A 10,618-nucleotide genomic window follows, 5' to 3' on the forward strand; every position below is an offset into this window, starting at 1 on the left:
ACCGCACGCGGAGGCCTCTGTCACGGTTCAGGCACACCACCTCCACCACCTTTCCTGCGCATCCCTGTTCCTGACGGCGCGTCAGTTCAGTAATCTGACAACGCGTCAGCTATGGATTTCATCGAGGTTCATCGAGCAGGAGCGGGCGGAACGATGCTTGGATCTACTCACGGCACCCTCACCACCGACTTCCGCGCACGTGTCGAGGCCTGCGGGGAGACCCCCAGGACGGCCGTCCACTCCACGGCGGCACCGTCCGACGGGGACACGGCCGAACTGGACGTCAGCGGACGGCCCCTGCACTCCGATGTGCCCGACCTGGACCGGTTCTTCCGGCCCGAGTCCGTGGCGGTCGTCGGCGCCTCCGACGCCGACGGCAGACCCAACACCGGCATCACGCGGCAGCTCATCGCCTGGGCCGGGCGCGTCGGCGCCCGCATCCACCCCGTGCACCCCACCCGCGCCACCGTCTTCGGGCTGCCCTGCCACGCCTCCGTGGCCGACCTGCCCGAAGAGGTGGACCTCGCCGTCCTCCTCGTCTCGGACCCGGCCCCCGTCATCGAGCAACTCGCCGACACCAAGGTGAAGTTCGCGGTGGCCTTCGCCTCCGGCTTCGCCGAGACCGGCGAAGCGGGCGCCGCCGCCCAGGCCCGCCTGACGACCGCCGTCCAGCGCTCCGGCCTGCGCCTGCTGGGGCCGAACACCAACCTCAACGCCTTCGAGGAGTTCCGCGAGGACCTCGAAGGCCCCGCCATCGCCCTCATCACCCAGTCCGGCCACCAGGGCCGCCCCGTCTACACCCTCCAGGAACTCGGCATCCGCCTGTCCCACTGGGCGCCGACGGGCAACGAGGCCGACCTGGAGACCTCCGATTTCATCTCGTACTTCGCCGAGCAGCCCGAGGTAGGGGCCATCGCCTGTTACGTCGAGGGCCTCAAGGACGGCCGCCAGTTCCTCCTGGCCGCCGACCGGGCCGCCCGCAACGGCGTCCCCGTCGTCGCCGTCAAGGTGGGCCGCACCGAGACCGGCGCCCGTACGGCCGCCTCCCACACCGGCAAGCTCACCGGGGCCGACACCGTCGTGGACGCCGCCATGCGGCAGTTCGGCGTGATCCGCGTCGACGGGCTGGACGAGCTCCAGGACACCGCCGCCCTCCTCGCCCGGGCCCGTGCGCCCCGGGCGGACGGGGTGGTCGTCTACTCCATCTCCGGCGGCACCGGCGCCCACTTCTCCGACCTCGCCACCGAGGCGGGCCTGACCCTGCCCACCCTCTCCGAGGCCAAGCAGCGGGAACTCCACCAGTGGATCCCCGAGTACCTGGGCGTCGCCAACCCCGTCGACAACGGCGGCCACCCCGTCGGCGACTGGCGCGGCCGCAAGATCATCGACGCGATCCTCGCCGACCCCTCCGTCGGCGTCCTGATCTGCCCGATCACCGGCCCCTTCCCCCCGATGAGCGACCGGCTCGCCCAGGACCTGGTGGACGCGGCCGAACAGACGGACAAACTCGTCTGCGTCATCTGGGGCTCCCCCATAGGCACCGAGGAGGCCTACCGCACCACCCTGCTCGGCTCCTCCCGCGTGGCCACCTTCCGCACCTTCGGCAACTGCATCACCGCCGTCCGCGCCTACCTCGGCCACCACCGCTTCACCGCCTCCTACCGCTCCCCCTTCGACGACGCCCCGCGCACCCCCTCCCCGTCCTTCCGCAAGGCCCAGGCCCTGATGCGGCCCGGCCAGCAGCTCAGCGAACACGCGGCCAAGCAGCTCCTGCGCGCCTACGGGATCCGGGTCCCCCGCGAGCAGCTCGTCACCAGCGCGGCGGCGGCCGTCCGGGCCGCCGGCCTGGTCGGCTACCCGGTCGTCATGAAGGCCTCGGGCCCCCAGCTGGGGCACAAGACCGAACTGGGACTGGTCAAGATCGGCCTCACGTCGGCGAGCCAGATCCGCGACGCGTACCGGGAACTCACCGACATCGCCCGCTACGAGAACATCCCTCTGGACGGCGTCCTCGTCTGCCAGATGGTCGAGCGGGGCGTCGAGATGGTCGTCGGCGTCACCCAGGACGACCTCTTCGGCCCCACCGTCACCGTGGGCCTCGGGGGCGTCCTGGTGGAGGTCCTGCACGACGCGGCGGTACGCGTACCGCCCTTCGGCGAGGACCAGGCCCGCCACATGCTCACCGAACTGCGCGGCCACCCGCTCCTGGAGGGGGTCAGGGGCGCCCCCCCGGCCGACGTGGACGCACTGGTGGAGGTCATCCTCCGGGTCCAGCGGATGGCGCTGGAACTGGGTGACGTCCTGTCCGAGCTGGACATCAACCCCCTGATGGTCCTCCCCCGGGGCCAGGGGGCGGTGGCCCTGGACGCCCTGGCCGTCTGCCGCTGACCTGGCCGGTCGTTTCCCGGGGCCCCGCGCCCACACCCCGGGGGCCGGCCCCCGGACCCCCGCGCCTCGAACGCCGGCGGGGCTGGATTTCACCCGGCCCCGCGCCCCGGAAGCCCGCCCGGCCATCGCCTCCGACCCGCCAACCCCCCGAACGGAGCCCCCGTGGACGAGGTCCTGCACCGCCTGGAGGGCGGCGTCTCCTGGATCACCCTCAACCGCCCCGAGGCCTTGAACGCCGTCACCTGGGAGCAGCGCGAGCACGTCATCGCCCTGCTCGCCGAGGCCTCCGCCGACCCCGCCGTACGGGCCGTCGTCCTCACCGCCACCGGCAAGGGCTTCTGCGCGGGCGCCGACCTCCGCAGCTCACCCCCCACCACCCCCGCCACGCCCACCGCGCCGCAGGCCCCCCGTACCGCCGGCGACGTATCCCGCATGATCCGCCTCGGCGCACAGCGCCTGATCACGGCGGTGCTGGACTGCGAGAAGCCCGTCATCGCCGCGGTCAACGGCACCGCCGCCGGCATCGGCGCCCACCTCGCGCTCGCCTGCGATCTGGTGATCGCCGCCGAAGGCGCCCGCTTCATCGAGGTGTTCGTCCGCCGCGGCCTCGTCCCCGACGGTGGCGGCGCCTACCTCCTGCCCCGCCTCCTCGGCCCGCAGAAGGCCAAGGAGCTGCTGTTCTTCGGCGACGCCGTCCCCGCCGAGGAGGCGGCCCGCCTCGGCCTCGTCAACAAGGTGGTCCCCGCCGACGGGCTGGAGGCCGCTGCCCGCGCCTGGGCCGAGCGCCTCGCCCAGGGCCCGACCCGCGCCCTGGTGCTGACCAAGCAGCTGGTCAACGCCTCCCTGGACAGCGACCGGGCGACCGCGCTGGCCGCCGAGGCCACCGCCCAGGAGCTGAACATGACCACGGCCGACGCGAACGAGGGCGTGGCCGCCTTCAAGGAGCGCCGCACGCCCGAGTACCGGGGCCGCTGAGACCCCGCCTACATCTGCGGGTCCGGCCTCAGCAGGGCGAACACCGCCCCGGCCGGGTCGGAGGCCCACGCGATCCGCCCTACCGCCGGCACGTCCACGGGCGGCATCAGGACCTCGCCGCCCCCGCCCTCGACGGCCGTGACGGTGGCGTCCACGTCGGCGACGTTGAAGTAGGGCACCCAGCGCGGCACGATGTTCGATCCCCCGCCGGCGCCCTCGCCCTGCGGGGCGACGCCGCCGAAGGAGCCCTCCTGCTGGTCGCCGTCGGCGACGCTGAGCACCCGGTACAGCATGCCGGGGGTCCGCATCTCCGCGGCCCGCCACCCGAACAGGCCGCGGTAGAAGGCGACGGCCGCGACCGGGTCCGGCACGTGCAGCTCCACCCACACCAGGGAGTTCACGTCGGAGGCCAGGCCCAGACCACCGGTCTTGCCGGGCTGCCAGCAGGCGAACTCCACGCCCTGCGGGTCGGTGAACTGGGCGAGCCAGCCCTCCCCCATGACGTCCATGGGTTCCATCCGTACGCTCCCGCCCCCGGCCCGGACGGCTTCGGCGGTGGCGCGGGCGTCGGCGGTCTGGAAGTGCACCATCCAGGCGGACCGGGCCCCCTCCTCGGTGAGCGGGCCGAGCGCGGCGACGGTCTTGCCCTGGAGCTGGAAGAAGCCGTACCCGCCGGCCTCGGGCCCGGCGGAGACGAACTTCCAGCCGAAGACCCGGGCGTAGAAGGCGGCGGCGGCCGCGGTGTCGGGGCTGCCGAGGTCGAGCCAGTTGGGGGATCCGGTGCGGAAGTCGGTGCCGAGCATGGCTTCTCCTCCTGGAGTACGGGGACGCCTGTACGAGTCCACCCGCCACCATGCCGAGCCCCCGCGCGCGGGGGCCCGTACGGGCCACGAGGGCCGGGGCGTTTCACCCGTTCGGGCGCCCCCCTTCCTATCTGACGAACCGTCAGGTTCAATCGGTGGCGTGATGGGACACGCAGGGATGGCGGCCACCGTCGTCCGATACCTCAGGTCGGTCGGCTCCCCCACCTCCACGGGGGCGGAGCCCGACCGCGTCGACGCCCTGCCCCGCCCCGACCTGCGGGCCGTCGGGGAGGACGAGCGCGCGCCCGTCAGCCCCGCCGAGTTCCGGGCCGTCCTCGGGAACTTCGCGAGCGGGGTCACCGTCATCACCGCCCCGGCGGCGGAGGGGGAGGAGGGCCCGGCCGGCTTCGCCTGCCAGTCCTTCGCCTCGCTCTCCCTGGACCCGCCCCTGGTCACCTTCATGGTGGCCCGTACGTCGACCACCTGGCCGCGGATCGCCCGCGCCGGGGTGTTCTGCGTCAACATCCTCGGGGCCGAGCAGGGCGAACTGTGCCGGTCCTTCGCGGTGAGCGGCGCCGACAAGTTCGCCGGGATCGCCCACCGGCCCGCGCCCGTCACCGGATCGCCCCAGCTCGACGCCGTGCCCGCCTGGATCGACTGCCGGATCCACGCCGTCCACACCGGCGGGGACCACCTGATCGTGGTGGGCCGGGTCGAGGCCATGGGCGCGGCCGGCGAGGGCGACCCGCTCCTCTTCCACAAGGGCCGCTTCGGCCGCCTGGCCGACTGACGTTCGCGGGTGCCGCGGAGGGCGCCGCCGTCCCCGTACGCGTCACCCTGGACAGCGGGGCCGCCCCGGAGGGCGCCGCCCTGCCCGGTGCCGCGCCCGTCGACGCGCTGTGGGGCGGGCCCGCCCGGCACCGGATCGTGGTGACGGGCGGGCTCTCCGAACGGTCCCTCGACGCCCTGGGGTGGCCGGCCGCGTTCCTCGCCGAGGGCTGCGCCGCGCAGGGCGTGACCGGCCCCCTGCTGCTCACCGCCACCCCGTACGGCGCGCCTAGAAGGTGAGCACCCCGCGCGCCACCCGTCCGTGGTGGGCATCGTCGACGGCCTTCGCGAAGTCCTCCACCGGGTAGGTCTCCGTCACCAGTTCGTCCAGCAGCAGCTTCCCCTGCCGGTACAGCTCGGCGTACAGGGCGATGTCGCGCTGGGGGCGCGAGGACCCGTACCGGCAGCCCATGATCGTCTTGTCCAGGTACATGGACGACACGAGGAAGGACGCCTCCTCCTTGAAGCCGGGCACGCCGAGCAGGACGGCCTGCCCGTGCCGGTCCAGCAGGTCGATCGCCTGCCGGATCAGCTTGACACTGCCCACGCACTCGAAGGCGTGGTCCGCGCCCGTCGGCAGGATCTCGCGGACGGCGGCCGGGGTGTCCGCCACCGCCGAGGCGTCGATGAAGTGGGTGGCGCCGAACTGCCGGGCCACCGCCTCCTTGGCCGGGTTCGCGTCCACCGCCACGATGGTGGTGGCTCCCGCGATCCGCGCGCCCTGGAGCACGTTGAGCCCGATGCCGCCGGTGCCGATGACGACCACCGACTCGCCCCGGTCCACCTTCGCCCGGTTCAGGACGGCCCCGACGCCCGTGAGCACCCCGCAGCCGATCAGCGCGGCCGAGGCCGGCGGGATGTCTGCGGGGATCTTCACCGCCTGGACGGCCCTGACGATCGTGCGCTCCGCGAAGGCCGAGTTGGAGGCGAACTGGTAGAGCGGCTTCCCGCCGCGGGAGAACGGCTGCTGCGGCATCCCGATCGCCTTGCGGCACATGGTGGGCCGGCCCCGGTCGCAGTCGGCGCACGCCCCGCAGTTCGCGAGCGTCGACAGGGCCACGTGGTCGCCGGGCGCCACGTGCGTGACCCCGGCGCCGACCGCCTCCACCACCCCCGCGCCCTCGTGCCCGAGCACCACCGGCGGCGGGAACGGGATCGTCCCGTCGATCACCGACAGGTCGCTGTGGCACAGCCCCGCCGCACCGATCGCGACGAGCACCTCCCCCGGCCCCGGATCCCGGATCTCCAGGTCCGCGACCACCTGGGCCTGCTTGCCGTCGAACACGACGCCTCTCACCTGGGCTCCTTAGGCAGGCCGAGCACCCGCTCGGCGATGATGTTCCGCTGGATCTCGTCCGAGCCGCCGTAGATGGTGTCGGCGCGGGTGAACAGGAAGAGGCGCTGTTCCTCGTCGAGCCCCGCCCCGTACGGGACCTGCGGCGACCACGGGCCGGGTCCGGCGGTCGCCGCCGCGCCCCGTACGGCCACGGCCAGCTCGCCGAGCCGCCGGTGCCAGCGGCCCCACAGCAGCTTGGCCACGCTCGGCGCGCCCGCGTCCCCGGCGGTCCCGAGGGTGCGCAGGGCGTTCCACCGCATGGTCCGCAGCTCGGCCCACTGGCGTACGAGGTCGTCGCGCAGGGCGGGGTCGGGGGCTGCGGAGGCCACGTAGGCGTCGATCACCCGTTCCAGTTCGGCCGCGAAGCCGATCTGCTGGACGAGGGTGGACACGCCCCGTTCGAGGGCGAGCAGGCCCATGGCGACGGTCCAGCCGTTGCCCTCCCCGCCGACGACGTCGGTGGCGACGGCGCCGTCGAAGAAGACCTCGTTGAACTCGGCGGTGCCGGACATCTGGCGGATGGGCCGGACCTCGATCCGGCCGGGCTGGTCCATGGGCACGAGGAGGAAGGACAGGCCCCGGTGGCGGCGCGAACCGGCTTCGGTGCGGGCCAGGACGAAGCACCGGTCGGCGTCGTGGGCGAGGGAGGTCCAGATCTTCTGCCCGGTGACGCGCAGCAGCCCGTCGGCCGGGTCGCGCACGGCGGTGGTGCGCACCCCGGCCAGGTCGGATCCGGCGCCGGGTTCGCTGTAGCCCTGGCACCACAGTTCCTCGCCGCGGGCGATGGCGGGGAGGTGGCGGGCCTGCTGTTCGGGGGTGCCGTAGGCGATCAGGGTGGGGGCGAGGAGGTTCTCGCCGATGTGGCCGACCCGGCCGGGTGCGCGCAGCGCCGCGTACTCCTCGGCCCAGACGACCTGGCCGGTGAGGGAGAGCCGTTGCTGCCCGTAGGTCCCGGCGGGCAGGTCCCAGCCCGTGCCGATCCAGCCGCCGCGGCCGAGTTCCCGTTCCCAGGCGCGGCGGGTGGCCACCTCCTGGTGCTCGCTGCCGGGCCCGCCGAGGCCGACGGCCCGTTCGTAGGGGCCCGTGAGGTGCTGTGCGAGCCAGGCGCGGGCGCGGGGCCGCAGCTCCCCGTCCTCGGTCCCGAAGCTGAAGTCCACCGGCTCCCCCTCACGCGTTGGGGCGGTCCTTGGCGGCCGCCGCCCTTGCCATGGCCTCCAGTTGCGCGAGCATCGGCATCGGGTCGGTGCCGACGGTGCCGGGCAGGAAGTCGGCGATCTTCTCGGGGGTCCAGGAGCCTTCGGCGTAGCCGGCGCGCAGTTCGCGGGGCTGCGCCCAGACGGCGATCTTGGGTCCGGCGATCGTGTAGACCTGCCCGGTGATGCCCTCGTCCTTGGCGCGGTCGCTGAGGAGGTAGGTGACGAGGGCGGCGACGTCCTCGGGCTCGCCGATCTCCTTGAGTTCCATGGGGACGTTCGCGGACATGCGGGTGCGGGCGACGGGGGCGACGGCGTTGGCGGTGACCCCGTACTTGTTGAGGCCGAGGGCGGCGCTGCGGACGAGGGAGATGATCCCGCCCTTGGCGGCGCTGTAGTTGGCCTGGGCGACGGAGCCCTGGTGGTTGCCGCTGGTGAAGCCGATGAGGGTGCCGGTGCCCTGCCTGCGCATGACGGCGGAGGCCGCCCGGAAGACGGTGAAGGTGCCCTTGAGGTGGGTGGCGACGACCGGGTCCCATTCGGCTTCGGACATGTTGAACAGCATCCGTTCGCGCAGGATGCCGGCGACGCAGACGACGCCGTCGATGCGCCCGTACTGGGCGAGGGCGGTGTCGACGATGCGCTGTCCGCCCTCCATGGTGGAGATGTCGTCCGCGACGGCGACGGCCTGCCCTCCGGCGGCGGTGATCTCCTTGACCACGGCCTCGGCGACCTCGCTGGTGGGCTCGCCGCCCTCGATCCCGACGCCGTAGTCGTTGACGACGACCCGGGCGCCCTCGGCGGCGGCGGCGAGTGCCACGGCCCGCCCGATGCCCCGGCCCGCGCCGGTGACGGCGACGACCTTGCCTGCCAAGAAGTTCCCCACGTCCGGCCCCTTCCCGCGTTTTCTGACGGTCCGTTAGATTCTATGACCAGTCAGATCCCTTCGCACAAGCCCCCGTTGCCCCCGCACCTCCAGGAGCTGATGAAAACCATGAGCAGCCTGCCCGCCGAGTTCCACGACATCGCCAAGCGCGTCAACAACTGGGGCCGCTGGGGCGCCGACGACGAGATCGGCACCCTGAACCTGATCACCGGGGAGGTCGTCCGGGCCGCCGCCGCCGAGGTCCGCACGGGCCGCCGCGTCCCGCTCGCCCTGCCGCTCAAGGAGGACGGGGTGCAGGCCGGGATGATCCCCGGGCGGATCAACCCGCTGCACACGATGGTCCAGATCAACCAGGAGCTGTTCGGGCCGGGCACGGTGGCGTGCAGCGACGACGCCGTGACGATGGGGCTCCAGTCGGCCACCCACTGGGACGCCCTGACGCACGTCTCCCACTCCGGGCGGATCTACAACGGCCGCCCGGCGTCCACGATCACCGCGCACGCGCGCGCCGAGTTCAGCGGCATCGACAAGGCCACCCCGATCGTCTCGCGCGGGGTCCTCCTCGACGTCGCCCGCGCGAAGGGCCTGGACCGGCTGCCGGGGGGCCACGCCGTCACGCCGGAGGACCTGGCGGAGGCGGAGGAGTTCGCGGGGGTGGAGGTCCGCGCGGGCGACGTCGTCCTCGTCCGCACCGGCCAGATCCAGGTCTACCTGGCGGGCGACAAGCACGGCTACGGCTTCCCGTCCCCCGGGCTCTCGGTGCGCACCCCGCAGTGGTTCCACGCCCGCGACGTCGCGGCGGTCGCGAACGACACCCTGACCTTCGAGATCTTCCCGCCGGAGATCGAGGACCTGTGGCTGCCGGTGCACGCCCTCCACCTGGTCGAGATGGGCATGCACCAGGGCCAGAACTGGAACCTGGAGGAACTGTCCACAGCCTGTGCGGAAGCGGGCCGGCACTCCTTCCTCCTGTCCGCGATGCCGGAACCCTTCGTCGGCGGGACCGGCACCCCGGTGGCCCCGGTGGCCATCCTCTGACCCCCGCGACAAGGGGCCCGCGGCCGATATTGCGTGGTGCGCGGCGACGGCGGGCCCTATCGTCCCGGCACGTGACCGACTGGACAGAGATCGAAGCCGCCGGCTGCCCCGCGCCCGCCGACCGCCCCCTGGAAGAACTGGTACGAGAGCTCTCCGAGGCCTTGGCGGACCCTGATCCGCGGATCCGGGACGGAGCCCCGTACTCCGTCCTCGCGTCCTGGATAACGGGCGGGGTGATCGGCGCGTCCCGGCGGCTGGAGCTGGGTGACGAGATGGCCGCCCGCTTCCGCCACCCGCAGGTCCAGGCCCGCACCTTCGCCCCCCTCGTCCTCGACATGCTCGTGGCCAGGGGGGACTTCAGGGCCGGCTGGGTGGACGCGTTCGAGCGCTGGTACCCCGCGGAGCAGGACCTGCGCGGCCACGACCCGGAGCTGGGCTGGCTCCACGCCGTCGCCCACGGGGCCGACCTGCTGGGCACGCTCGGAGGTCACCCCGAGGTGGACCCGGCGCGGATGCTGCACCTGGCCGCCGCCCGGCTGACGGCACCCACCGCCCACGTGTACGACCAGCTGGAGGACGACCGGCTGGCGCGGGGCGTCGCCCGCGTCCTCATCCGGCCGGACCTGGGCGAGGGCGACGCGACGGCGTGGCTGGACCCGATCGCCGCCGCGTTCGGCGCCGACAGCATCAGCACCCCGGTCCCCGCCCACATCAGCAACTGCCTGCGCACCCTGCGCCTGCTCTACGTCCTCGCGGACCGCGGCGCCCGCCCGGACCAGACGTCGCCCCGCACCCCCCTGCGCCACCGCGAGGCCCTCAAGTCCCGCCTCGCCGACACCCTCGACCGCATCGTCAAACGCTGAACCCGCGCGGGGCGCGGTCAGCACGGGGGCGAGCACGATCGGACCCCACGCCATCACCGGGCCGAAGAAGAATGCAGTCGGCACCGCTTTCCAGACGGATTTCAACTGCCGCCCCTCCCATTTCGGCCACGCCTTCCCACCAACCCGTTTCTCCTTTGGCGCTCACGGAATCCGGCAGGTAGACATGGCATCGGTCAAAGCGATCAATTCCCGGGGGGCGGGGCAGAAGTGACGGATCACGTACCGATCAATCCGTGCACGATTCCGCAGTTCACGGGTGACCTGGACGCGTTGGAGCAGGACAAGAA

At 73.2% G+C, this 10,618-nt stretch carries 9 protein-coding genes; 5 read left to right on the forward strand and 4 right to left on the reverse strand.

Features of this window, described 5'->3' with window-relative positions; all coding sequences use genetic code 11:
- Positions 1 to 153: 153 nt before the first annotated feature.
- Together ACZ5D2_RS36535 and ACZ5D2_RS36540 are read left to right on the forward strand one after the other, a co-directional pair.
- On the forward strand, positions 154 to 2,388 hold the full coding sequence (locus ACZ5D2_RS36535) for an acetate--CoA ligase family protein (RefSeq protein ID WP_371677280.1): 2,235 nt from the start codon (positions 154 to 156) through the stop codon (positions 2,386 to 2,388).
- A gap of 162 nt (positions 2,389 to 2,550) precedes the next feature.
- Positions 2,551 to 3,363 carry an enoyl-CoA hydratase/isomerase family protein gene (locus ACZ5D2_RS36540; RefSeq protein WP_468935549.1) on the forward strand — a complete coding sequence of 271 codons (813 nt, stop codon included), beginning with the start codon at positions 2,551 to 2,553 and terminating at the stop codon, positions 3,361 to 3,363.
- A gap of 8 nt (positions 3,364 to 3,371) precedes the next feature.
- Here the strand turns inward: ACZ5D2_RS36540 and ACZ5D2_RS36545 are convergent, their stop codons facing one another.
- A complete protein-coding gene (locus ACZ5D2_RS36545; RefSeq protein WP_371677282.1) occupies positions 3,372 to 4,166 on the reverse strand; it encodes a VOC family protein in 795 nt (264 codons plus the stop codon).
- A gap of 178 nt (positions 4,167 to 4,344) precedes the next feature.
- Between ACZ5D2_RS36545 and ACZ5D2_RS36550 the strand changes: the two genes are divergently transcribed.
- Positions 4,345 to 4,956: a flavin reductase family protein gene (locus ACZ5D2_RS36550; protein ID WP_371681193.1), complete on the forward strand. Its 612-nt coding sequence runs from the start codon at positions 4,345 to 4,347 to the stop codon at positions 4,954 to 4,956.
- Positions 4,957 to 5,223: 267 nt separating this feature from the next.
- Here the strand turns inward: ACZ5D2_RS36550 and ACZ5D2_RS36555 are convergent, their stop codons facing one another.
- The 3 genes from ACZ5D2_RS36555 to ACZ5D2_RS36565 are packed head-to-tail and all read right to left on the reverse strand — an operon-like array spanning position 5,224 to position 8,409.
- Positions 5,224 to 6,291, reverse strand: coding sequence for a Zn-dependent alcohol dehydrogenase (locus ACZ5D2_RS36555; RefSeq protein ID WP_371677283.1), 1,068 nt, complete (start codon positions 6,289 to 6,291; stop codon positions 5,224 to 5,226).
- The gene (locus ACZ5D2_RS36560; RefSeq protein ID WP_371677284.1) at positions 6,288 to 7,487 is read right to left on the reverse strand and encodes an acyl-CoA dehydrogenase family protein; all 1,200 of its coding nucleotides are present in this window, start codon (positions 7,485 to 7,487) and stop codon (positions 6,288 to 6,290) included. The genes ACZ5D2_RS36555 and ACZ5D2_RS36560 overlap by 4 nt, the downstream gene beginning before the upstream one ends.
- A gap of 10 nt (positions 7,488 to 7,497) precedes the next feature.
- Positions 7,498 to 8,409, reverse strand: coding sequence for an SDR family NAD(P)-dependent oxidoreductase (locus tag ACZ5D2_RS36565; protein WP_371677285.1), 912 nt, complete (start codon positions 8,407 to 8,409; stop codon positions 7,498 to 7,500).
- A gap of 108 nt (positions 8,410 to 8,517) precedes the next feature.
- Between ACZ5D2_RS36565 and ACZ5D2_RS36570 the strand changes: the two genes are divergently transcribed.
- Both ACZ5D2_RS36570 and ACZ5D2_RS36575 read left to right on the forward strand, forming a co-directional pair.
- Complete coding sequence (locus tag ACZ5D2_RS36570) at positions 8,518 to 9,447, forward strand: cyclase family protein (RefSeq protein WP_468935555.1); 930 nt, start codon at positions 8,518 to 8,520, stop codon at positions 9,445 to 9,447.
- 71 nt (positions 9,448 to 9,518) lie between these two features.
- Positions 9,519 to 10,310, forward strand: a complete 792-nt coding sequence (locus ACZ5D2_RS36575; RefSeq protein WP_371677286.1) for a DUF2785 domain-containing protein — start codon at positions 9,519 to 9,521, stop codon at positions 10,308 to 10,310.
- The last annotated feature ends 308 nt before the right edge of the window (positions 10,311 to 10,618 follow it).

Source organism: Streptomyces sp. NPDC031479, from assembly GCF_055581065.1.